Annotated in this window: 16 protein-coding genes; 8 read left to right on the forward strand and 8 right to left on the reverse strand. The window is 69.1% G+C overall.

The window, feature by feature from the left end:
- Positions 1-44: 44 nt before the first annotated feature.
- The 3 genes from AB0M73_RS05930 to AB0M73_RS05940 are packed head-to-tail and all read right to left on the reverse strand — an operon-like array spanning position 45 to position 3,096.
- A complete protein-coding gene (locus AB0M73_RS05930) occupies positions 45-1,154 on the reverse strand; it encodes an FAD-dependent monooxygenase (protein ID WP_363887375.1) in 1,110 nt (369 codons plus the stop codon).
- On the reverse strand, positions 1,151-2,947 hold the full coding sequence (locus tag AB0M73_RS05935) for a M48 family metalloprotease (RefSeq protein ID WP_363887376.1): 1,797 nt from the start codon (positions 2,945-2,947) through the stop codon (positions 1,151-1,153). The genes AB0M73_RS05930 and AB0M73_RS05935 overlap by 4 nt, the downstream gene beginning before the upstream one ends.
- Complete coding sequence (locus AB0M73_RS05940) at positions 2,944-3,096, reverse strand: hypothetical protein (RefSeq protein ID WP_363887379.1); 153 nt, start codon at positions 3,094-3,096, stop codon at positions 2,944-2,946. The genes AB0M73_RS05935 and AB0M73_RS05940 overlap by 4 nt, the downstream gene beginning before the upstream one ends.
- 273 nt (positions 3,097-3,369) lie before the next feature.
- On the opposite strand from AB0M73_RS05940, the gene AB0M73_RS05945 reads away from it, so the two are divergent.
- Positions 3,370-4,005 (forward strand): TetR/AcrR family transcriptional regulator, encoded by a 636-nt coding sequence (locus tag AB0M73_RS05945; protein ID WP_363887380.1) that lies wholly within the window; start codon positions 3,370-3,372, stop codon positions 4,003-4,005.
- 40 nt (positions 4,006-4,045) lie between these two features.
- Here AB0M73_RS05945 and AB0M73_RS05950 read toward each other — a convergent pair whose 3' ends face one another.
- Positions 4,046-4,981, reverse strand: coding sequence for an amidohydrolase family protein (locus AB0M73_RS05950; RefSeq protein ID WP_363887382.1), 936 nt, complete (start codon positions 4,979-4,981; stop codon positions 4,046-4,048).
- A gap of 95 nt (positions 4,982-5,076) precedes the next feature.
- Here AB0M73_RS05950 and AB0M73_RS05955 point away from each other — a divergent pair, with 95 nt between their 5' ends.
- Positions 5,077-7,128, forward strand: a complete 2,052-nt coding sequence (locus tag AB0M73_RS05955) for a prolyl oligopeptidase family serine peptidase (protein ID WP_363887384.1) — start codon at positions 5,077-5,079, stop codon at positions 7,126-7,128.
- A gap of 4 nt (positions 7,129-7,132) precedes the next feature.
- On the opposite strand, the gene AB0M73_RS05960 is transcribed toward AB0M73_RS05955, so the two are convergent.
- Complete coding sequence (locus AB0M73_RS05960) at positions 7,133-8,065, reverse strand: alpha/beta hydrolase (protein ID WP_363887387.1); 933 nt, start codon at positions 8,063-8,065, stop codon at positions 7,133-7,135.
- Positions 8,066-8,183: 118 nt separating this feature from the next.
- On the opposite strand from AB0M73_RS05960, the gene AB0M73_RS05965 reads away from it, so the two are divergent.
- From AB0M73_RS05965 to nhaA, 3 genes are all read left to right on the forward strand, one after another.
- The gene (locus tag AB0M73_RS05965; RefSeq protein ID WP_363887389.1) at positions 8,184-8,795 is read left to right on the forward strand and encodes a DsbA family protein; all 612 of its coding nucleotides are present in this window, start codon (positions 8,184-8,186) and stop codon (positions 8,793-8,795) included.
- Positions 8,796-8,977: 182 nt separating this feature from the next.
- Positions 8,978-11,767 (forward strand): PKD domain-containing protein, encoded by a 2,790-nt coding sequence (locus AB0M73_RS05970; protein ID WP_363887391.1) that lies wholly within the window; start codon positions 8,978-8,980, stop codon positions 11,765-11,767.
- Positions 11,768-11,926: 159 nt separating this feature from the next.
- On the forward strand, positions 11,927-13,813 hold the full coding sequence (gene nhaA / locus AB0M73_RS05975) for a Na+/H+ antiporter NhaA (protein WP_363887393.1): 1,887 nt from the start codon (positions 11,927-11,929) through the stop codon (positions 13,811-13,813).
- A 14-nt stretch (positions 13,814-13,827) separates the two neighbouring features.
- Here the strand turns inward: nhaA and AB0M73_RS05980 are convergent, their stop codons facing one another.
- Positions 13,828-14,241 carry a hypothetical protein gene (locus AB0M73_RS05980; protein ID WP_363887395.1) on the reverse strand — a complete coding sequence of 138 codons (414 nt, stop codon included), beginning with the start codon at positions 14,239-14,241 and terminating at the stop codon, positions 13,828-13,830.
- Positions 14,242-14,390: 149 nt separating this feature from the next.
- On the opposite strand from AB0M73_RS05980, the gene AB0M73_RS05985 reads away from it, so the two are divergent.
- On the forward strand, positions 14,391-15,830 hold the full coding sequence (locus tag AB0M73_RS05985; RefSeq protein ID WP_363887398.1) for a methionine--tRNA ligase: 1,440 nt from the start codon (positions 14,391-14,393) through the stop codon (positions 15,828-15,830).
- Between the two features lie 10 nt (positions 15,831-15,840).
- On the forward strand, positions 15,841-16,656 hold the full coding sequence (locus AB0M73_RS05990) for a transglutaminase-like domain-containing protein (RefSeq protein WP_363887399.1): 816 nt from the start codon (positions 15,841-15,843) through the stop codon (positions 16,654-16,656).
- Positions 16,657-17,968: 1,312 nt separating this feature from the next.
- On the opposite strand, the gene AB0M73_RS05995 is transcribed toward AB0M73_RS05990, so the two are convergent.
- Both AB0M73_RS05995 and AB0M73_RS06000 read right to left on the reverse strand, forming a co-directional pair.
- Positions 17,969-18,712 (reverse strand): hypothetical protein, encoded by a 744-nt coding sequence (locus tag AB0M73_RS05995; protein WP_363887401.1) that lies wholly within the window; start codon positions 18,710-18,712, stop codon positions 17,969-17,971.
- A gap of 511 nt (positions 18,713-19,223) precedes the next feature.
- Positions 19,224-19,814: a dihydrofolate reductase family protein gene (locus AB0M73_RS06000; RefSeq protein ID WP_363887404.1), complete on the reverse strand. Its 591-nt coding sequence runs from the start codon at positions 19,812-19,814 to the stop codon at positions 19,224-19,226.
- Between the two features lie 132 nt (positions 19,815-19,946).
- On the opposite strand from AB0M73_RS06000, the gene AB0M73_RS06005 reads away from it, so the two are divergent.
- Positions 19,947-22,913: a LuxR C-terminal-related transcriptional regulator gene (locus tag AB0M73_RS06005; RefSeq protein ID WP_363887406.1), complete on the forward strand. Its 2,967-nt coding sequence runs from the start codon at positions 19,947-19,949 to the stop codon at positions 22,911-22,913.
- The last annotated feature ends 99 nt before the right edge of the window (positions 22,914-23,012 follow it).

Genomic DNA, 23,012 nt, shown 5'->3' on the forward strand with positions numbered 1-23,012 from the left:
GTGCGCCCGACGCTACGACAGGCCCCGCGCCCGTGCCAACGCCTTCACGGCTTGATGACCTCGTTCCAGTGAATTTCATGCTCGTACAGCCAGGCCCGCACCTCCGGCCGGGCGTTGTCCCTGGCCTCCTCGGGGGTGCGGACCTGCCGCGCCGTCAGCTCGGCCAGCCGCTGGGCCCTTGGCGCGCGAATGCGCTGGTACGTGGCGAAAGCCTGCTCCAGATCGGGGATGTCCCGCACGCACATCGCGAGGATCACGCTGTCCTCCAACGCGATCGACGCGCCCTGGGCCGCGGAGGTGGCGCTCAGGTGGGCGGCGTCGCCGACCAGCGCCATCCGCGCGTTGTGCCAGTGCGGCAGCTGCTCGGGCAGGTGGTGAATGGCGGTGGCCAGCACCTCCTCGTGCTCGGCGCCGACGATCCGGCGCGGCACTTCGCCCGGGGCATCGGCGAACTGCGCGGCCAGCGCCTTGAGCCACGGCCCGTCCCCCTCGCCGGGCACGCCGGAGGCCCAGAAGGTCTCGTTGTCCGGCGACGTCGTGTAGACCACGCCGCCGGCCACCAGCCGGCAGGTGTCCGGCACGATGGGGATCGAGGTGTCGCGGCTGTAGCCGTACACCAGCGTGAGCCCGGTGAACTGTGGCTGCGGCGCCTCCGGGTCGATCAGGTTGCGAGTCGTCGACCAGACGCCGTCCGCGCCGACCAGGAAGTCGCCCTCGGCGGTGCTGCCGTCGGCAAACGTTGCCACCACACGGTCGGAGCCCGCGGCGCTCACCAAGCGTTTGCCGTGCTCGATCTTCCCGCCCCGCCGGAGCAATTCCCCTTGCAGGGCACGGTAGAGATCGGCCCGTCGGATCGTGCGTGGGCCGTCGGGATCGGGATGGCCGGTGCCGAGCGGCCCGCTGGCGAAGATCGTGTCGGCCGGGTCGAGGTATTCGACGTTGGTGGTGCGGAACGACCGCTCGATCACCGGCCGGTCCGCGTCGATCGCCCGCAGCGCGTCCATTCCGTTGTGCATCACCATGAGCCACGCGCCGACATCGTCGCCACCGCTGGGATAGGCCTCGTACACGGTCGAGGTCACGCCGGCCTTGCCCAGCGCCAGTGCGGTCGCGGCGCCGGCGATGCCGCCGCCGATGATCAGTGCGTGAGTCATGGATGTCCGTCCGTGGTGGCCAGCGGCGGCGGGATGAAGGTGAGGTCAAAGCTGGACTCCGGCGGGGATGGCGGGAGGAAGATGCCGCTGGGCAGCCGGAAGTAGGTGGTCGGCCGGGTGTAGGTGGGCCGGATGGTGGTGCTGCGGCTGGGCCGGTCGTCGTTGGACACGTCGGCGATCACGAACACGGCGACGACGGCGACGAGGGCGGCGCCGTAGAGGGCGAAGATGCCCATGCGGCGGGAGTTGGCGCGGCGAGTGGGCGCGGTGTCGACGGTGACGGTGGTGGACTGCACGACTTCGGCGGCGAAACGCCGCTTCGGATCGACGCGCAAGGACGCGAGGTGCAGGCGGAGGCGGTCGACGCCGGAGGGGTGGTCGACGGCCTCGAAGACCAAACCGTTCAATTCAGCGAAGGGCAGCACGTGCACGCCGTCGGCCCGCAGCTCGCTGACGACGAGCTTGCTGGGGCCGGTCCACGACAGCCGCCAATGGGCGCTGCCGGCCTCGACCAGGTAGTGCCCGACCAAGGCGTGCAGGGCCTCGCACAGCCGGGCGATGGCACGATGCGGGTCGCCGGTGTCGAAACGGGCGGCCAGCAGCGCGGCTTCGCCATCGGAAAGCACGTCGAACACGGTGGCAAGGGTGGCATCGGGACCGTCGAGCAGCATCCGGGCGGAGGCGATCGGCGCGGCCTGCCGGGCGGCCTTGGCCATCCACCGCGCCGACGGCAGGGCCTCCACGTCGTGATCGGGCAGCAGGTGCCGCAGGAGCTCCCGCTTGGGATAACGCCAGGTCGTGGGCTCGCCCAGCCGGGAAGGGACCTCGGCGTCCATCGCCGCCAGCCGGGCCAGCCGGTCGGCGGTGCTGGGATGGCTGGCGAACGGGCTGCGCCGCTCCGGCTCGGGGTCCGTGACCTCGATCGGACGATCCACGAGCATGGCCGCGAACATGGCCAGCGGATCCTCGGGCGCGTAGCCGGCGGCCGCGGTCCGGTTCAGGTACTGGCGTAGGAACAGCTGCCAGCGGGCGTCGATCGAGGCCAGCGACCGCAGCGCCGTGGCGATGGCCTCGGGCCCGGCGATGCGGGCGGCGACGGCGTCGGCCTCGAACTCCTGCCGACGCCGCACCGCGAAGGAGATCCGCGCGTAGATGTGGGTGTAGCCGATGAACATCCGGGCGAACAGCCCGGCCGGCCAGAAGCGGAGGTGGCTGGCCTCGATGAGGTTGTCCTGGAGCCGGTCCAGCGCCGCGTAGCCGCGGTGCACGACCACGCCGACCCGGGTGTGCCCGCCGATGTGGTGCCCGAACTCGTGGCCGAGCAGCGCCCGGATCTCGTTGGCCGGCAACGCGGCCAGCAGCGGCAGGCCCAGGGTGAGCCGGCGGCGGCCGGGCAGCAGGCCTAGCAGCCGCGCGTCCTCCGTGACCGAGGCGTCGACCTCGCTGTTGAGCCGCAGCTCGTCCGGCGGGCGGATGCCGGCCTCGGCCGCCACCTGCCTGACGAACGCCCACAGCTCCGGCGCGTCCTCCTCGTCCACCTGCACGGAATCGGCGTCCGAGCCGGCCCTGCCGGCCGAGACGAGGCCGCTGGCCACGGCCACCAGCGCGGCCAGCGAGGCGAAGGGCAGCACCACGATCTGCGGGGCGAAGTTGTCGACCTCGCCCCGCACGAAGCCCTGCGTCGACCAGACGGCCAGGACCACCAGTGCGACGGCGACCGCGATGCCGAGCAGGGCCAACACGTACACGCCGAACAGCAGGGCGATCGCCAGGGCCGCGCGCAGCGTGGTCATCCGCGCCCCCACCAGCGCTGTGCTTGCCCTCGATCCACGGCCGCGTGCACCCGGTTGGCCTCGTTGTCGGCCCGGTCGCCGCACAGCAGCACCGCTCGGGCCATCAGCCGCGGACAGGACGTCCGGAAGAACTCGTCCAAGTCGGTCATCCGCCCTCCCCACGAGCGATCACCAGCCAGCCCCCGTCGTCCCGGCGCGCCACCGTGGGGCCCGCGACAACCGGCCCAGCAACCACACCCGCGACCGCTCGGCGCCCAACATCATCCCCAGCGTGCCATCCCGAACACCAGTCGCGCACCGGCCAAAAGTGCCGTCAGCAGCCAGGGTGCGTCGTGTCCTCCCGTCTCGGTCCGTCACGAGGAGACAGCCGCGCCGCGAATGTTCATCGTGTCGCTAACTGTACTCAGTGGTACAGTCGCGGGATGAGTGAGGCGGGACGGGCGGCGCCCTCGGGCGCGCGGGCGGACGGCAAGCGCAAGGCCATCGTGGAGGCGGCCCTGCTGGCGTTCCTGGCCGACGGCTTCGACGTGAGCATGGACCGGATCGCGGCGGCGGCCGGCGTCTCCAAGGTCACCGTGTACAACCACTTCGACAGCAAGGAGAATCTGTTCCGGGCGGTGGTGTCCGGGCAGCTGCACAACGCGCTGTCGGTGGTGGAGCAGCTGGTGGAGTCCCGCCTCGGCGACTCCGACGACGTGCGCGCCGAGCTGACCAAGGCCTGCCGGGCCTGGGTGACGGCGCTGACGCTGCCGGACATGATGGCGCTGCGCCACCTGGTCGTCGGCGAGTCCAAGCGGTTCCCGGAGCTGGGGGAGACCTGGCTGGAGCACGGCCCGAACCGCCTGCACGAGGTGTTCGTGACCGCGCTGACCAGGCTCAACCAGCGCGGCGTGCTGGACATCCCCGACGTCGAGCTGGCGGTCCTCCAGCTCTCGGGCCTCGTGCTCTCCCCGAACTTGGTGTACGGCGCCTACGGCCGCACGCCGGGCAAGAAGCTGGCGGACCGGCTGATCGTCGCCGGCGTGGACATGTTCCTCGGCTACTACGGGACCGACTGAAGCCGGCCCGGGCGGTGATCGGCGTTGACGGGCTTGTGTCCTAGAACCCGAAGATCGCCTGGGCGTTGGTGTCCAGGATCGCCGTCGCCTGCTCGGCCGTCACGGTCTTGGTGACGTAGTCGATGGCCTCCTGGTACTCCTGCTTGGCCTGGTAGGGAAAGTCGGTGCCCAGCACGAGGCGGTCGGCCCCGAAGGTGTCGACGGCGGCCCGCAGCGCCGGGGCGTGGTCGTGCCCGACGGTGTCGAACCACATCCGGCCGGCGGCCACGCTCGGCAGCTCCGGCGTGCCGGGGGCCTCCCAGGGCACCTGGTGGTCGGTGCGGTTGAGCACCATCGGCAGTGCGCCGCCCAGGTGCGAGGCGATGATCTTCAGGTCGGGGTGGCGGCTGGGGATGCCGGCCAGGATCAGGTGCATGATCGCGACGGTGTCCTCGATGGGCGCCCCGATCGACCAGGTCAGGTTGTGGCCGGCGATGAGCTCGGCCCCGGCGCCCTCGCCGGCCGGGTGCACGTACAGCACGCTGCCGCGACGGTTGAGCTCCTCGTACAGCGGCTCGAACAGGGGATCGCCGAGGCCGCGCCCGAGCACGGACGTGGTGACGGCGGCGCCGACCATGCCGAGGTCGTCCAGGGCGCGGGTGAGCTCCTTGAGCGAGGCGTCGACGTGCGGCAGGGGCAGGGCGGCGAAGGCGCGGAACCGCTCGGGGTGCTTGGCCACGATGCCGGCGTACTCGTCGTTGGCCAGCCGTGCGGCGCGGACGGCGGCGGCCTCGTCGGCCAGGTGTGGCGAGACGGGCGTGACCGACAGCACCTGCCGGTCGACGCCGGCCGCGTCGAGCTGGGCGAACCGGTCGGCCAGCTCCTGGTCCGCCGATCCGGCGCCGAGGCCGCGCTGGGCCTGCGTGGGCACGCCCAGTTCGGTCATCAGGTCCAGGTAGCTCTCGCTCCACAGGTGGGCGTGCACGTCGATACGCATCTCGGGACCTCCGCTCAAATGAACTGATCCGTACAGTTCACTTACCTCCGTCACGGTACGCTCCCCGGTGGTGCTGTCAAGTGGGGGGAGCAGACGTGACCAACGCTCGCGTGCAGACGGTCGTGGACACGGTGTTCGGGCACGAGCTGGCCGATCCGTACCGGTGGATGGAAGAGGGGCCTGAGCTCCGGGAATGGCTCCTGGCCCAGGGTGCGAAGACCAAGGAGCACCTCACCGGGCTGCCGCTGCGGGCGGAACTGCTGGCGCGACTGGACGAAGTCACCAGGGACACCGTCGAGGTCACCTCCTTCGCCATGGCCGGCAACCGCGTGTTCTTCCTGCGCCAGACCGGTGATGTGCCGGTGCTGGTGGTCCGCGAGGGCGGCGAGGAGCGGGTGCTGCTCGATCCGGCCACGATCGAGGGCGACGAGCACAGCACCCTCGAATTCTTCGACCCGAGCCCGGACGGCCGCCTGGTCGCCTGCGGCCTGGCCCAGGGCGGCTCCGAGCAGTGCCACGTGCACGTGCTGGACGTGGCCACCGGCGACCTCACCCCGACCGAGATCACGCATTCGCTCCAGGGCCACCCGACCTGGCTGCCCGACGGCTCGGGTTTCTTCTGCCACCGCCGCCCGGCGCCCGATCCGGCCGTGCCGGCCGACCGGCGGCGCGACAACAGCGCGACCTGGTTCCAGGCGATCGGCGGCGGCGAACCGACGATCACGTTGCGGCGCGGTCACAATCCGACGCTACCGTTGTCGCCGATCGACCGCGCCTTCGTGGTGCTGCCCGGGGACAGCGAGCTGGCGTTCGCGCTGATCTCGCACGCCGCCTCCGCTGGCTCGCTGTCCGAGGAACTGTCCGAGTTCTCCCTGTACGCCACCGATCGCGCCGCCCTGGCCGATCCGACCACCTGTGTGTGGCGCAAGATCATCGACCCGGCCGACGAGGTCACCGGCTACGCGATCCACGGCGACACGATCTACGTCGTCACGCACAAGGACGCCCCGCGGTCCGAGGTGCAGGCCTGGTCGCTGACCGACGGCACGCGCCGGACCGTGGTGCCCGGCGGCGACCGGGCCGTGATGGGCGTCAAAGTCGTCGGCGATCACCTGGTGATCCGCGACATCGACGCCGGGACCGCCCGTATGCGGCGAATTCCGTTAGCCGGCGGGGACATCGAGGAGATCCCGCTGCCCACCGGCGGCACCATCGCGCAGTGGACGGCCCACCCCGACGGCAAGTCGGCGCTGATCGTGTTCAGCTCGTGGACGCAGCCGCCGACCGCCTACCGCTACGACGGCGAGTTGCACGACACCGGTTGGATCCCACGCTCTCCGGTGGATTTCTCCGACATCGAGGTCACCCAGCTGCGCGCCTCGGCCCGTGACGGCGTGCTCGTGCCATTGACCGTGTTGCACCGCAAGGGACTCGCGCTCGACGGTAACAACCCGACCATGATGACCGGCTACGGCTCGTACGGGCTCGTGCTGCGTCGGGCGTTCAATCCCCGGCTGCTGCCGTGGCTGGAGCGCGGCGGCGTGTACGCCTTGGCCGGCCTGCGTGGCGGCGGCGACCACGGCCACGAGTGGCACGCGGCGGGGCGCCTGCTCACCAAGGAGAACACCATCTCCGACTTCATCGACTGCGCCGAGTACCTGGTCGACACCGGCTACACCAGCCCGGAACGGCTGGCCGGCGAGGGCGCCAGCGCCGGCGGCATCCCCACCGGCGGCGCGCTCGTTCGCCGCCCGGACCTGTTCGCGGCCATGGTGTCGCAGGTCCCGGTGTTCAACACGACCCGCATGGAGTTCAGCGAGAACGGCCCGATCAACGCGCCGGAGTTCGGCACCCAGACCACCGAGGAAGGCCTGCGGGCGCTGCTCATCGTGGACAGCTACCTGCGTGTGGTCGACGGCGCCGAGTATCCGGCCGTGCTGATCACTGCCGGCCTGAACGACCCGCGCGTAGCGGCGTGGCAGCCGGCCAAGATGGCCGCCCGGCTCCAGGCCGCGACCGCGTCCGACCGGCCGGTGCTGATCCGCGTGGAGCAGCACGGCGGCCACGGCCTCGGGTCGACCCGCGACCAGCGCAACGCCGTGATGGCCGACATCTTCGCCTTCCTGGCGGCCGAACTCGAACCGTGACCGCTCAGTGCGCCGCGAGCCAGGCATTCTGGGCGGCGAGCTCGCGGGTGGCGACGGTGATGGGGAACGCCGTGAAGCCGTGCACGGCCTCGGCGACAACCTCCACCTCGCAGGGGTTTCCGGCGGCCTGCCAGCGTGCGGACATGAACAGGGTGTCGTCGAGCAGCGGATCGTTGCCGCCCACGACAAAACGAGCCGCCGGCAGGTCGTGGAGGTCGGCGTACAGCGGGGAGATGTCCGGCGCGTGCAGCTCGGCCTCGGACAGCCCTGGGAACGACTGCGCCCGGAACCAGCGCTCGGAAAGCGTTCCGGTGACCAGGTTCTGCTCGCCGTAGGCCCGGGCACTCGGCGTCAAGGCCATGTCGTAGACGCCGTACGACAGGTGGGCGGCGCTGAATGCCCGGTGCTGGCCGGATTCCCTCAGCCCCAGCAACACCTGCACTGCCAACTCGGCGCCGGCGGACTCGCCGCCGAGCAGCAGCCTGGAGGTGCCGAACTCGGTGACAGAGGTGGAAACCAGCCATCGAGCGGCGTCGACGCAGTCGTGCACGGCGGCGGGGTGAGGGTGCTCGGGCGCCAGGCGGTAGTCGACGGACACGACCGCGAGTCCGGTCTGCTCGGCCAGGGCCCACAGCCGGACGTCCTGGTTGCGCGCGGAGCCGAGGACCCGGCCGCCCGGGTGCATGTGCAGGTAGACGCCGCGAACCTCGGCCGGCGTGAACACCCGCACGGCCACGTCGCCGTCGCGGCCGGGCACCACCCGGTCCACGCCTTCGTCCAGGACCTTCGGCGGCGGGAAGACGCCGAAACCGGCCCGGACCTGGGCGATGTCGTCCACTTCGTACACCGGCGGCACCGTGGCCAGGGTCTCGGCCAGCCGCCGGTTGAAGGCGACGGTCTCCTCGGCCACATCCTGGCCCGTGGTCACGATCGACATCCACCCAGTATCGCGCGGGTCCCGTTCAGCATCACACCGAACCGTCGACTCAACTCGTGGGCGCGATCGGCGGTTTCTGCCTACCGTGTGGACAGCAGCACGAACCGACAGGAGAACCATGTCCGCCACCTCGCCGCGGGTCGACTTCTACTTCGATCCCGCCTGCCCGTTCGCGTGGATCACGTCCCGCTGGATCCTGGAGGTCGAGCAGCACCGCGACATCGACCTGCACTTCCGGGTGATGAGCCTGTCGGTGCTCAACGAGCACCGCGAGATCGAGCCGTGGTACCGCGAGTTCTGCGACCGGGCCTGGGGTCCCGTGCGGGTCTGCATCGCCGCCGCCCAGCAGCATGGCGACGACGTGCTGCGTGACCTGTACACCGCGCTCGGCACGCGGATCCACAACGGTGGCAACAAGGACTACGACGCCGTCATCACCGAAGCCCTGGCCGAGGTCGGCCTGCCCGCCGAGCTCGCCGCCGCCGCGCACAGCACCGACCACGACGAGGAGCTGCGCAAGAGCCACCACCGCGGCATGGACCCCGTCGGCGACGAGGTCGGCACCCCGACCATCCACATCGACGAGGTCGCCTACTTCGGCCCCGTCCTGGCCTCGATCCCCCGCGGCGAGCGTGCCGCCGAGCTCTTCGACGCCGCCCGCGTCCTGGCCGGCTTCCCGCACTTCTTCGAGCTCAAGCGCAGCCGCAACGCCGACCTCGACTTCAGCTGACCCGCGCAGTCCCGAACGGCCGCCCGCGGTGGGCGGCCGTTCTTGCTTCCCGGTAACGATCCCTTTGTCCGTTTTCCCAGCTAGTGGCCATGAATTCGATCGCCGGCCCGAGTAACGCGGCCGCCCACGTCCTCGATACGGGCGACAAGGTGGGCTACCAGCTCAAGGGGAGAAGTCGACATATGCGCACGCGCGCCGTCGCAGCGATGCTGGCTGCGGTAATAGGCACGTCAACCCTGGTCGCGACGGGCGTCGCGGCCGCGGACACCGGTCCTGACCTGTGGGTGATTCCGCTCGGCAACTGCTCCGACCAAGGGCCGGGCACGGTCGCGCAGCCCCTCTGCACGGCGCAGGGCGCGGCCGACGTGGCCCAGCCGGGCGACACGGTGCACATCACGGGCGGTCAGTGGGGCGAAATCGATGTGACCCACTCCGGCCGGCCGGGCGCGCCGATCACGTACCTGGCGGACGGGAACAACGGCTTCTTCGGGCCGATCCAGCTCGGCTACGACCCGCACTTCAACGCCCTGCAGCACGCCGTCACCATGCACGGCGTGCACGACATCGTGGTGCGTGGCAACTTCCAGGCCGCGGGCCTGTCGTCGGCGGTGCTGATCGACAACTCGACCGACGTCACCGTGGACGGCATGACCGTCTACGGCAACGGAACCCCGCCGCCGGCCAGCGACGGCATCGACATCACCGGCGCGAGCGCCCGGATCACCCTGAGCCGCAACGACATCGAGCACCGTGGCGCGGCCGGCATCGCCGTCGGGGCCGGTGTCACCGGCGCCGTCGTCACCACCAACGTGCTCGCCAACAACGCCGGCCCCGGCATCCAGGTCACCGACTCGGCGGCCACGGTCGTCACCTCGAACACCGTGCTGACCAACTGTCCGGTCGGCATCTCGCTGACCGGCGCCTCGGCCGGCGCGTCCATCCAGAACAACGTGCTGAGCGGCAACGGCGTGAACCGGTCGGCCTGCAAGACGGGCAGCTTCGCCGAGCTCTCGGTGGCCGCGACGGCCACCGCCGGCACGACCGCCGCGTACAACCTGTTCGGCCCGGCCGCGAAGACCCCGTACCGCTGGGCCGACACGACCTACGCCGACCCGGCTGCCTTCACCGCCGGCACCGGGCAGGGCGCGCACGACCTGGTCGGCGACCCGATGACCACGCACCCCAAGGCCTGGACCGTGCAGAACGGCTCGCCGGTGATCGACTCGGCCAACGACACCGCCCCCGGCGAGCTGGCCAGCGACCTCACGCACTCGCCGCGGGTGGACGACCCGCTGGTCGCCGGCATCGGCACGCACGACCGCGGGGCCGTCGAGCTGCCGGACCCGTTCGCGATCACCCAGCTCACGGTGACCCCCGACCAGGGCCCGCACCCGCTGCCGGTGACCGCGTCGGTCCAGGTCAGCAACCCCTGGTCCACGCCGCTGACCTACACCTACGACTTCCAGGACGGCAGCCCGGTCGTCACCACCGACACATCCGTCACCCACGTCTACCAGCAGCGCAGCGGCGCCTACCCGTACCTCGTCTCCGTGACGGCGACCGCGCCCTCCGGCGTCGCCGTCCACGACACGGGTCAGGCCCTGGTGACCGACCCGGCGCCGGAGGTCGCCCGGCTGAGCGCCTTCCAGGACGAACCGCTGAGCGTCGTCACCGACGCTTCGGCCTCGACGGACGCGTGGAAGATCACCGACTACGTCGTCGACTACGGCGACGGCACCGCGCCGGTCGATTCCCGCAGCGCCAACAGCAGCCACTCCTACCTGAACCCGGGCGTCTACACGGTCGCGCTGACCATCAAGGACTCGACCGGCGCCACCGCGCACACCACCCAGCGGGTGACCATCGGCGGCCTGTACAACCCGGTCGCCCCGACCCGGCTGCTGGACACCCGCGACGGTGGCACGCTCGTCAACGGCGGCCAGCTGAACCTGAAGATCGCCGGCACACACGGTGTGGCGGCCACCGGCGTCACGGCGGCCGTGCTCAACGTGACCGCCACCAACCCGACCGCCGACAGCTTCCTCACCGTCTTCCCGCACGGGCAGCCGGAGCCCAGCACCTCCAATCTCAACTTCGACGCCGGCCGGACGGTGCCGAACCTGGTGACCGTGCCGGTCGGCGCCGACGGCTCCATCGACATCGCCAACCGCTTCGGCTCCGTCGACGTGATTGTGGACCTCGAGGGCTACTACAGCGATCGGTTCCCGGGCGGTAACCAGTACGCCTACATCCCCGGCACACCGACCCGGGCACTCGACACCCGCACCGACGGCGGCTCAATCGGCCCTGGCGGCACGCGCGTGCTCAGCCTGTTCGGCAAGCTACCGGCCTCCGCGAGCACCATCGGAGCGGTGGTGCTCAACGTGACGGTGACCAACCCGACCGCCGGCAGCGTGCTCACCGCGTATCCGGACGGCACGCCGCTGCCCGGCGCCTCCAACCTCAACTTCACCGCCGGGCAGACCACATCCAACCTGGTGGTGGTCGGCGTGAGCGCGGACGGCAAGGTCGACCTGCACAACCTCGCCGGCAACGCCGACGTCGTCGTCGACTACGTCGGCGCGTACGCCCTGACCAACCCGCCGACCGTGATCGGGATGCCGTTCCTGCCGCTGGCTCCGGCCCGGCTGCTCGACACCCGCACCGACGGCGGCCCGGTCGGCGCCGGCCAGACCCGGTCGCTGCACGTCGCCGGGGTCGGCGGCGTGCCGGCCGACGCGACCGCCGTGGTCCTGAACGTCACCGTGGCCGACGGCACCGCGGACAGTTTCCTCACGGTGTTCCCCGGCGGCACGGCCCGGCCCGGCGTGTCCAACCTGAACTTCGGCGCCGGCAAGATCATCCAGAACCAGGTGGTCGTGCCGGTCGGAGCGAACGGCGACATCGACTTCTCCAACCTGGCCGGCAACGTCGACGTGATCGCCGACGTCTTCGGCTACTTCTCGCACTGACCTCCGTTCCCGCCGCCGCCTGCTGGACAGCCCCCGATCGAGCCGCCGTTCCCACCCACTGGACCAGGCTCGGTTCGGGGGCTGCTCAGGTAGCCTGACCTGCCGGAATGCGCGCGCGGCCGGGCACAGCGCCCCGCCCACTCGGTAAACTCCACTGCCGTGAGCGAGCCCACCCGGCAGCGGACGCTGTGGCAGCGCGGCATCGCCGCCCCCATCCGCGCGTTCCTGCGCACGGAGTCGGCCAGCGCGGGCGTGCTGGTGGCCGCGATCGTCGTGGCGCTGCTGTGGTCCAACGTGGACACCAGCTCGTACGAGTCGTTCTGGCACATCACGTTGTCGGTGCGGCTGGGCGGCATGGAGGTCGTGGAGGACCTGCGGGAGTGGGTGAACAGCGGCCTGATGACGTTGTTCTTCCTCGTCGTCGGTCTCGAAGCCCGCCGCGAGTTCGACCTGGGCGACTTCCGTGACCGGCGCCGGTTCCTGCTGCCGTTCAGCGCGGGCCTGGTCGGCCTGGCGCTGCCGGCGCTGATCTACACCGTGGTCAACCTCGGCGGGCCGGGCGCGCACGGCTGGGGCGTCGCGATGTCCACCGACACCGCACTCGCCCTCGGTCTGCTCACCCTGCTCGGCCGCGGCGTGCCGGACCGCGTGCGGGTCTTCCTCCTCACCGTTTTTGTCGTGGACGACCTCGTGTCGTTGCTGGTGATCGCCATCGCCTACAGCGAGCAGATCAGCGTCCTGCCGCTGATCATCGCCGTGCTGGTGTTCGTCGCCCTGGTTGTCCTCCGCGTGATCGGCGTGCGCAGCGGCGTCGTGCACGCCCTGCTCGGTGTCATCTCCTGGCTCGCGCTGCTGGAAAGCGGCGTCGATCCCGTGGTTGTCGGCCTCGGCGTCGGCCTCGCGACGTCGGCGTACACGCCGGCCCGCGACGACCTCGAACGGGCCACCGGCCTGTTCCGGCTGTTCCGCGAGCAGCCCACCGCCGAGCTGGCGCGGGAGGCCACCACCGGCCTGAACCGGAGCCTGTCGCCCAACTCCCGGCTGCAGAACATGTTCCACCCGTGGACCAGCTACGTCATCGTGCCGCTGTTCGGCCTGGCCAACGCCGGCGTCGCCATCGACGGCGGCTTCCTGGCCCGCGCCTACACCTCGCCGGTGACGCTCGGCATCATCCTCGGCTACGTCGTCGGCAAGCCCGTGGCCGTCGTCGGCACCACCTGGCTGATCACCCGCTCCAGCCGCGGCCGCATCCGGCCGCCGGTCGGCTGGCTGGCGGTCGCCGGCAGCGGCACCATCGCCGGCATCGGCTTCACCGTCTCCCTGCTCATCGCCACGCTGGCCCTGCGCGGCCAGGAACTCGACCAGGCCAAGGTCGGCGTGCTCTCCGCGGTCCTCCTCTCATCCGGTGTCACCTGGGCCGTCTACCACACGACCCGCTACCTCTCGCCCAAGAAGAAGGCGCTGGCCCTGCTCGGCACCTCCGAGCAGCTCATCGACCTCGTCGACGAGGTCGACCCGGCCCGCGACCACATCCGTGGGCCCGCGGACGCCTCGGTCACCGTCGTCGAGTACGGCGACTTCGAGTGCCCCTACTGCGGTCTGGCCGAACCTGTCGTGCGCGACCTCCTCACCGACACCGATCTTCGTTACGTGTGGCGGCATCTGCCGCTCACCGACGTCCATCCCCGCGCCGAACTCGCCGCCGAGGCCTCGGAGGCCGCCGCCGCGCAGGGCGCCTTCTGGCCCATGCACGACCTGCTCATGCAGCGTCAGGACAACCTCCGCGTCACTGATCTCCTTTCTTACGCCGAGGAACTCGGCCTCGACCGCGAGCGCTTCCACGACGACCTCAAGCGCCACCAGCACGAGGCCCGCATCGCCCAGGACGTCCAGTCCGCCGACCTCAGCGGCGTCTCCGGCACCCCCACCTTCTTCATCAACGGCCAGCGCCACTACGGCGCGTTCGACCTCGACACCCTCTCCGCCGCGGTCAAGACTGCCCGGGCGAGGGCCGTGATCGAGCGCCACCAGGCGCGAAGCGCGTAGCCGTCACGCCTCGATCAGCTCAGGCGGCCGAACACCAAACCGACCCACAGCCATGCGTTGTACACGAACATGAGCGCGAAGATCCCGGTGGCCAACGGGATCCGCCGTCGGGCGAAACCCGCGACCATCAGGCCGAGCCCGATCGGGATGAACGGAATCGTCAGCACCAGCACCGTGCACACCAGGACTTCCAGCGCTCCCAACGCCACGCAGGCGATGACGAACAGCCGCCGCTGCGGGAAGAACATCGGCAGCACCAGCACCACCGCGATGCCGGCGGGGACGAGGTACGTGTCCACCGGATCGGCCGTGTACGGCCCGAACCCCATGGCCTGGGCTCGGAAGTACGCGAGCACATCTCCGGCGGCCAGCGAGATCACCGCCGGCGCGATGTTGATCAGTGGCAGCAGTCTTTGCCGCCAGGACACCCTGTCGTCCGTCGAAACCCTGCAGTCCGTCGAAACGCTGTCGTCCATCGAACCCCCCCGGTTTGAGCGACTGCTCAAACCGGAGCGTGAATTGAGCGATCGCTCAAGCCCGTGGAAATCAGATTGCCTCCGTTGTCTAGCCTCGATGAATGGGGCGGACCGTGGTGACGACGTCGATCCCGTACGTGAACGGGACACCGCACATCGGGCACGCGCTGGAGCTGGTGCAGGCGGATGTGCTTGCCCGGCACCGGAGACAGCGCGGCGACGAGGTGTGGGCGCAGACCGGGACGGACGACAACGCGCTGAAGAACGTGCGCAGCGCGGAAGCCGAGGGCATCCCGGTCGCGGACTACGTGGCCCGCATGGCGGATCGTTTTGTCGCACTGGGGGAGGGGTTGGACCTCTCCTTCGACGACTTCGTGCGCACCAGCACCGATTCACGCCACCGGCCTGTCGTCGAACGGCTGTGGCGGGCCTGCGAGCGCAGCGGCGACCTGTACCGCAAGTCGTACACGGGCCTGTACTGCGTCGGCTGCGAGTCGTTCGTCGAGGGCGACTGCCCGGAGCACGAGGAGAAACCGGAGCTGGTGTCCGAGGACAACTGGTTCTTCCGGCTCAGCCGCTACCAGGACCGGCTGGTCGAGCTGATCGGGACCGATGTCGTCGAGATCGTGCCCGCGACACGGAAGCGAGAGGTGCTCGCCTTCATCGCCGGCGGACTCGGCGACTTCAGTGTCAGCAGGAGTGTTTCTCGGGCTCGTGGCTGGGGAATCCCCGTGCCCGGCGACCCGGGCCAGGTGATCTACGTCTGGTTCGACGCCCTCGTCAACTATCTCACCGGAGCCGGTGATCGTTGGCACGACAGCGAACGCGTCCATGTGATCGGCAAGGGCATCATTCGCTTCCACGCCGTCTACTGGCCAGCCATGCTCCTCTCCGCCGGTCTGGAACTGCCGTCCCGGGTGCTGGTGCACGAGTACCTTACCGCGAATGGACGCAAGATCGGGAAGTCGCTGGGCAACACGGCCGATCCTCTAGGCGTGGCAACGCAATTCGGCTCCGACGCGTTGCGTTGGTGGCTGCTGTCGGACGTCGCACGAACCGGCGACACCGACTACTCGGACGACCGGCTGGAGACCCGGCTGAACGAGGACCTGGCCAACAATCTCGGCAACCTGGTCAACCGCACGGTGGCCATGGTGAGGAAGTATCGGGATGGTGTCGTTCCTGTTGTGCAACAACGGAATCCAGCAGCAGAGAATCTGCGGGCGGCGCGGCGGGAGGCGGCCGGGGCGATCGACACCGCGCTGCGGGCCTTCGACTTCCGGCGGGCGGTCGAGGCCGTGCTGCGCATCGGCGACGAGGCCAATCGTTTCGTTCAGGTCACAAAACCCTGGCAGCTCAACCGAAATTCGGCGGAGCTGGACGCCGTGCTGGCCGAGCTGGTCGCGGCGTGCCGGGACATCGCGGAGCACCTGACGCCGTTCCTGCCGGCTGCTGCCCGCCGCATCGCCGAGCAATGCGGCGGCGCGGTTGTGCCCGCGCCCAGCCCGGTGTTCCCGAGAAGTGTCAGACCCCGGCCCTAGCATCCTCGGCATGGACATCGACTACGCCACACCGGGTGTGTTCACCACCGTGGCCCCGGAGCAGGTCCCGCTGACCAAGGGCCTGCCCGAGGATCCGATCGGCATCTGCGCCGCGGTGCAGCAGCTGTTCATCCAGCCGACGGACGCGCCGGCCGCGGGCGTGCCCGAGGAGCGGCTGGCCGAGCGGAACATCCGCCCGGCCAACGCCCTCATCGACGCGCTGACGGCGATCGACCCGGCGCCGCTGGACGTGCCTAGGCCGCCGGACAAACGCGTGGTCGGAACCTGTCGGCACTGGTCGACCCTGGCCACGGCGCTGTTACGGCAACGGGGGATCGCCGCGCGGGCCCGTTGCGGCTTCGGCACGTACTTCGAGAAGGGCAAGAACCTCGACCACTGGGTCATCGAGTACCTCCAGGACGGCCGGTGGACCCGGGTGGACGTCGAGCACCTGCACCGGCCGTACGTGCCGAGTTCCGAGGACATGCCGGCCGGCGCCTTCCTGACCGGCGGCGAGGCCTGGCAGTGGTACCGGACCGGCGAGGTAGACGCCCAGCTGTTCGGTGTCGCGGGCGTCGATTTCGCCTGGGGCGTCGGGGAGATCCGCGGCAACCTGATCCGCGACCTGGCCGCCATGGTGAAGATCGAGACCCTGCCCTGGGACGAGTGGGGGCGCATGCAGGCCTCCTACCAGGGCCGCACCGGCGAGGAGTTCGACCAGCTCATGGATCGGATCGCCGACGCGTGCGGAGCCGACGACCCCGCCGCCATCGGTGCGGTCTACGCCGCCGAGGACCTGGCCGTTCCCGAGGAGGTGACGCGATAACCCTTGGGGGACAACTCAAATTCCAGGAGGACGTGTCCGCCAATGTCCGGTCGACATACTCGCCAGATGCAAATCCTTGTCACAGTGCCAATTGCCACCGTGACGGCGCCGCTACGCTGGCGACGGTACCGATACCCGTCGACGGCCGGTTCCGCACCGCGAGCGTCACCAGGCGTTCCTGGCTGCAGTCGTGATGCAGCCGGCACAGATTTTCGTGGTGGACAACTGAGCGGTATCGAACTCGGCGCAGCTCAGTCTGCGAGGACCTGCCTCGCCGGCAGTACCTGTGACTGAGCCAGCAGGCCGAAAATGTATGTTCACGCGATGTGCTCGGTTGCGAAGACGACCCGGTGGCGCTTTTCGCCGCGTTCGTGGAAGAAGACGTCCCATTGGTTGTCCTCGGTACGCGCGATGTAACGGGTGTCAGTGAATCTCCTTGGTTATTAGCCGATTGTCTCGCGCAGAGCCCCCCTTGAGCGGGCGGTCGACGTCGTACTGTCCAAGGAGGTACCGCGTTGCTCCGGCCGGTTAGTCAAACCAGCCTAGCGCAGGGCCGACCCGGCATGAGAACTGCTGCGTCACCTCGTAATTATGGTACGGCGAGCCGATAGTGTGAGGCGGCAGCGCGCTCGGGCAAGGGAGCTCCTTTGGTGGCTGGAACGAGCCCAACACGAAAGCGCCGGACTGCAAGAACACGACTAGCCTCAAATGTGAGGGAGCTTCGCTTACGATGCGTTCCCTTGCCCCGCTTCGCCGCCCCTGAACTGTCAAAATGGACACTGACTGCTCGGGTTGGAATACGTGCCGCAGGTGTGGAGCTTTTGAGTACCCTGTCACTGCCCGCTACTTCTTTGTCCTCTTTCGAGTTATAATCGAAATGGACACCAGAAGGAAAATTAGGGTGGCTCCGCTAAGAATTGCCGGCGCAACCCTGTCTACTGTTGAGAATTCAACAATGTATACAATGATCCCAATCACGAACAGAATCAGGCCGGCGACAAGCCCTGTTAGCTCGATCTTGTTCATCGGTCACACACTCTCTGTCGACGACCATGTGGAGATCATCTTATCAGACATGAAAATTCGCGTCTTCCTGTGGCTGCGACCTACTTTTGCAATTGACGGTGGGGAGGTATGAGAATTCCAGATAGAGTGGGCTTCTTGTGCTGTTGGATGGCGTGACGGTCACCCGGAGCGAGATCGCTCCGGGTGACCGTTTAGTGGCAAAACTGTCACTATGCTACTTTATCCCTCACGGTCGCTCATTGTTGGAAGAGTGAGCCCTGTGATAGGTTTGGTAGACTGTGCGATTTCACTGACCCGTGCAACTGAACGGAAGGATGGGGTCGATGACCCTGTCGTAGATGATCGCCCCATTTTCATTGGTGCAGAGCGCCAATACGCCGGCACCGATCCAGAGGAGCGCCGAAATGATTCCTGCTGGGACGGCGGCAGGTGCGATGCCAAGAACGGCTGCAATGATGGACACGAGCGCGGCGGTTCCAGCTCCGATGTTGAGAGCTCCCTGAATCCTGGCAGATACGGTAGCGTCGACGTAGAAGGCAACCCCCCACCAATAGGTTTCGATGTCATTCCTTCCGCCGAGCGGTTGGAACGCCCCACTCTTGGAAGGAATCGCAACCGTCAGTGACGGGGTGGAGATGAGCTTGCCTGTGCGGATGTCGGAGTTATTGAGATCGACAAACTTAATGATCTGCGCGTACGCGTCCGAAGGCAACTTGCTTGTCACGTCAACCGGAGCGTCGAGCTGAAATGTGCCATCGACGTCTCGATGCACATACGGGGTGAGGGTTCTGGCAACCTCGGTCAGTTCGAGACTCCTGGCCATTAAGAGCTTCTTGTTTGCATCAACCCCGTTTGCGGGCGACGTCGCCGTTGTATTGGTCGAGTTGGCGGGCGCGGCAAGCGCACTCGGTGCAATCGTCAACGCCATGGCGACGGCTGCGGTGGCCGCCATGGCAACTTTGGCGAAGGCTTGAGCATGTTGTGTCAACACGCTCTTCGTTCGACCAGAATGTGACACATCTTCCAACACTATTCGTCTCCTAATCAAAGTGCCATTGAGTAAGAAGGCACCCAAGGAGGTCGACGCGAGAAAATTGACGGGGAGGCAACTCTCGGACGGCTCCCCTCAATAAGCTCATATCCCCCTGAGCAACATCAACGTAGCAGACCGTGATCGACCAACGCCACATTTTCATGGCCACTACTTTTGGTAACAGCGGACTGTGCCTCAAAATTCATTCTTCACCCCAGGGGTGGGTATCTGCCCGTAATGTCCGATTGGATTATTGCAGAGTGTAGTCATTGTCGAATGTTTGAAGTCAATAGACTGTCTGGGTATACCGTTACTCGCAGACCTGAGGGTCCGTCATGCACGGTCGATGTTCCTGTCGGAAGGTGGCTGCGCACACGGTTCGGTGATCCTCGGGTCATGGCCCTGACCGGTGCCTTATCTCAGACACTGCTCGCCGCGACCGGCATCACCAACAAGAGCCTACGAGCCCTGAGTCAATGCAGTTGGCCGTCCGTCCCTGCATAAGGGGTCAGCGGCGCACCCGGTAGGTGAGGTGGGTGACGCCCTCGCCCTCGACCACGGTCGGGCCGTCCAGCTGCACGGGGCTCTTCGCCAGCTCGCCGAAGAACGGGATGCCCTTGCCCAGCAGCACGGGCACGAGATCGACCTGCACGGCGTCGAGCAGCCCGGCGTCCAGGCACTGCCGCACGATGGTGGGGCTGGCGACGGCCACGTTCTTGTCGCCGGCGGCGGCCTTGGCCTTGGCGACGGCGCTCTCGATGCCGTCGGTGACGAAGGTGAACGGCGCCTCGGGGTGTGCCCAGTCGGTGGGCTCGCGGTGGGTCACGACGAACACCGGCACGCCCATCGGGTGCAGGCCGTTCCAGCCGTTGGTGAGGTCGAACAGCCGTCGGCCGCCGATCAGGGCGCCGATGGTGGCCAGGCCGTGCCGCAGCACGCCGGCACTGGCCTCGGAGGTGCGGAAGGTGGCCCACTCGACGGCGGTCGGGACGGTCACGTCGCCGCTGCCGTACCAGCCGAAGACCTGGTCGATGCCGTCGTTGGTGTCGGCGATGAAACCGTCGAGCGACATGGACATGTTGGCGATGACCTCGGACATCTCGTGCTCCCTGAGTTGGTGTGTCGTTGCTGGTCAAAGCCTCGCCGCTGGAGGTGGTCGAGAGATCTGCCAGGTGGCCGACATGGCCGTTCGGGGTGGCCGATATCGCCGCGCCTGGCAGGATGACCTGCCATGTCCGCGACCCACCTGGCCGCCGGTCTCGACCCGCTGGGCGCGGCCGGGCCGAACGACCCGGCGCAGGCGTCACGAGGACGCCTGGAGCTGCTGCTGGGCGCCGCCAAGTCGGCTTTCGTGTCACCCGAGGACGCGGTGGAAGCGGCCGAAGCGCTGCGGCGGGCGTTCGCCGACGATCCGCAGGCCGGCCGGCTGCGGATCGCCCTGCACACCGGCGACGACAGCTCGGCCACGGCCCGCCGCGCCTGGCACCTGTGCGAGATCGCCAACGGCGGCCAGACCCTGCTGTCCGCGGCCACCGCGGCCGGGCTACCAAGGCGTACTTACGACCTCGGCGTGCACCGATTGCGGGATCTCATGTCACCGATCCGCCTGTACGCGATCGGTGACGACCGGCCGCCGCGGTCGCTGGACCAGGTGCCGAACAACCTGCCGGTGCAGTTCACGACCTTCGTCGGCCGACAGGCGGAGCTGTCCGCGCTGCGCACCCTGCTGCTCGGCGAACGCCTGGTCACGCTGGCCGGGCCGGGCGGCAGCGGCAAGACCCGGCTGGCCGCGCAGCTGGCGGCTAACCACTCCGAGTTCTGGCCGCAGGGCGCCTGGTGGGTGGACCTGTCCGAAATCACTGACCCGGCGCTGGTGGCCGACACGGTGGCGGACGCGGTGGGCGCGCTGGTCGGCTCCGGCCGGCTGGCGCCGCAGCTGCGCACCAGCCGCCTGCTGCTCGCCCTGGACAACTGCGAGCAGGTGCTGGACGGCGTCGCCGACCTGGCGGCCGAGCTGCTGCGCACCTGCCCCGAGGTGACGGTGCTGGCGACCAGCCGCGAGCCGCTCGGCATCCCCGGCGAGGTCGTCTGGCGGGTGCCGCCGATCGCCACCGACGAGGCCCAGGACCTGTTCGTCGAGCGAGCTCGGCTGGTGGTGCCGGGGTTCGAGCTGGACGAGGCGAGCCGCGCCGCCGTGACGTCGATGTGCGAGCGCCTCGACGGCATGCCGCTGGCTCTGGAGCTGGCGGCGGCCTGGCTGCGCACGCTCACCCCGCAGCAGATCAACGACGGCCTCGACGACCGGTTTTCCCTGCTCACGCGGGGTCCTCGCGGCGTCGCGAACCGCCAGCAAACGCTTGCGGCGTCCGTGCGGTGGAGCCATGACCTGCTCGACGACACCGAACGCGCGGTGTTCCGGCGGCTCGCGGTCTTCCACGGCGGTTTCACCCTCGACGCAGCCCGTGCCGTCTGCAATCGGGACGCGCTCGTGACGCTGGCTGGACTTGTCGACAAGTCGCTCGTCGTCGCCGAGGACGGCCGCTACCGCCTGCTGGAGACGATCCGCGAGTACGCCGCGGCCCGGTTGCGCGAGGCCGGCGAGGAAGAGGCGATCCGGGATCGCCACCTCGACCACTTTCTCGCTTACGTGGAAGGGGATTCCTCGCCGGACAAGGATTCCTGGCGGGTCCGGATGCAGGCCGAGCACGGCAACCTCCGCGCCGCCCTTGAGCACGGGCTGACCGCCGAGGACCCGGCGAAGGGCCGCCGGCTCGCGGCCGGGCTGCCCTGGCTGTGGCATCTGCACGGTCCCGGCCACGAGGGCATCGACTTCCTGCGCCGGGCCGTCGATCGAGCCCCGCAGGACACCTCGCCGCTCCAGTCCCGGCTGCTGACCGGCATCGCGTTGGTCGCGGACGTCACCGGGCCGGTCGATCTGGGCTTCGACGTGCTGGATCGGGCCTTGAAGCTCGCCGCCGACGAGCGGGATCGGGGTCTTCCCCTTGTGCTGCAAGGAGTCGGCCGGGTCTTCGCCGATCTGGACGGCGCGTGGCGGCAGAGCCTGGCCGCGCTGGCCTCGGCGGAGATCTCCGGCGACGAGTTCGTTCGCGACTCCGCCCTTGCCCTGCAAGGCATTGTGCTGCACCTGCGTGACGACCACGAGCGGGCTGTGCCGCTGCTGGCGACCTCCGTTGCTGAGCTGCTGCGACGCGGCGATCGCGGAGTCGCCGCCACCGCGCTCTGCTTCCGTGCCTCCAGCGCCCTGGTGACCGGCGACCTCGACCTGGCCCGGCATCTCGCCGAGGAGGCCGTCGCCATCGCTGCCCCGCTGGGCGACTACAACCGCGTCGGAACCACGCGCAGCATGCTCGCCACCGTGCACAGCTTCACCGGCGGCACCGATGCCGGCCTGGCGTTGATGGAGCCGGTCCTCGCCCTCGTCCGCAACGCCGAGGTGCCCGTTGTCGTGCCCGGCATGGCATCCGCCCTCGGCCAGCTCCACCTGGCCCGCGCCGAATTCGCTGAGGCCGAGCGCTGGCTTCGCGAAGCCTCCCAACCCACCGAGCACATCACCTGCATAGCCGTGCAGTCCCTGCCCCCGCTCGCTTCCGCCCTGATCGGCCTCGACCGCCGCGACGAGGCACTGGCCGTGCTCGACCGGGCCGTCACGATGGCCGGGGAGCTGCGCATGCAACGCGTACTTGGTGACGCCTATGAGCAGCAAGGCCGCCTTCGTAGCGACCTGGAGCTGCATCACCAGGCCCTCGCCATCCGGATCGAGCACGGCCTCCGCCTCGGCTGCGTCGACAGTCTCGACGCCATCGCCGCCCTCATCGGCTCCGAGCACCTGCTCGCCTCGGCCACCGCCGTCCGCGAGCACATGGGCTATCCCAGACGCGCCTTGGTGCCGCCACACGCAACCAATGACGCCCTCATGTCACTCGACGAGGCCCTCGAGTACGTCCGCCGCACCCGTGGACCACGCACTCGTCCCTCGTCCGGCTGGCCCAGCCTCACTCCTACCGAGGTCACCGTGGCCAAGCTGGTCGCCGACGGCCTCAACAATCCCGAGATCGCCGCCAAGCTGTTCATGAGCCGGGGCACGGTGAAGACCCACCTGTCCCACATCTTCACCAAGCTGGGCATCGGCAACCGAACCGAGCTGGCCACCATCGCCGTCGCCGAGTCGGGGGCGTGACCGGCATGGCTGGCACACGCGGGCAGATGTTCGGGGCCGGCGGGGTACCCGACTGGGCCGTCCGGGTGACCGTTGGGGAATACTTGTTCCGATTTGGCC

This window comes from Kutzneria sp. NPDC051319 (genome assembly GCF_040682195.1).
In the GTDB taxonomy this organism is placed as follows: Bacteria; Actinomycetota; Actinomycetes; order Mycobacteriales; family Pseudonocardiaceae; genus Kutzneria.

Excerpts from the sequence above, each read along its gene's own strand:
- AB0M73_RS05930 (WP_363887375.1), bottom strand. The coding sequence starts at position 1,154 with ATGACTCACGCACTGATCATCGGCGGCGGCATCGCCGGCGCCGCGACC.
- AB0M73_RS05935 (WP_363887376.1), bottom strand. The coding sequence starts at position 2,947 with ATGACCACGCTGCGCGCGGCCCTGGCGATCGCCCTGCTGTTCGGCGTG.
- AB0M73_RS05940 (WP_363887379.1), bottom strand. The coding sequence starts at position 3,096 with ATGACCGACTTGGACGAGTTCTTCCGGACGTCCTGTCCGCGGCTGATG.
- AB0M73_RS05945 (WP_363887380.1), top strand. The coding sequence starts at position 3,370 with ATGAGTGAGGCGGGACGGGCGGCGCCCTCGGGCGCGCGGGCGGACGGC.
- AB0M73_RS05950 (WP_363887382.1), bottom strand. The coding sequence starts at position 4,981 with ATGCGTATCGACGTGCACGCCCACCTGTGGAGCGAGAGCTACCTGGAC.
- AB0M73_RS05960 (WP_363887387.1), bottom strand. The coding sequence starts at position 8,065 with ATGTCGATCGTGACCACGGGCCAGGATGTGGCCGAGGAGACCGTCGCC.
- AB0M73_RS05965 (WP_363887389.1), top strand. The coding sequence starts at position 8,184 with ATGTCCGCCACCTCGCCGCGGGTCGACTTCTACTTCGATCCCGCCTGC.
- AB0M73_RS05970 (WP_363887391.1), top strand. The coding sequence starts at position 8,978 with ATGCGCACGCGCGCCGTCGCAGCGATGCTGGCTGCGGTAATAGGCACG.
- AB0M73_RS05985 (WP_363887398.1), top strand. The coding sequence starts at position 14,391 with ATGGGGCGGACCGTGGTGACGACGTCGATCCCGTACGTGAACGGGACA.
- AB0M73_RS05990 (WP_363887399.1), top strand. The coding sequence starts at position 15,841 with ATGGACATCGACTACGCCACACCGGGTGTGTTCACCACCGTGGCCCCG.
- AB0M73_RS06000 (WP_363887404.1), bottom strand. The coding sequence starts at position 19,814 with ATGTCCGAGGTCATCGCCAACATGTCCATGTCGCTCGACGGTTTCATC.
- AB0M73_RS06005 (WP_363887406.1), top strand. The coding sequence starts at position 19,947 with ATGTCCGCGACCCACCTGGCCGCCGGTCTCGACCCGCTGGGCGCGGCC.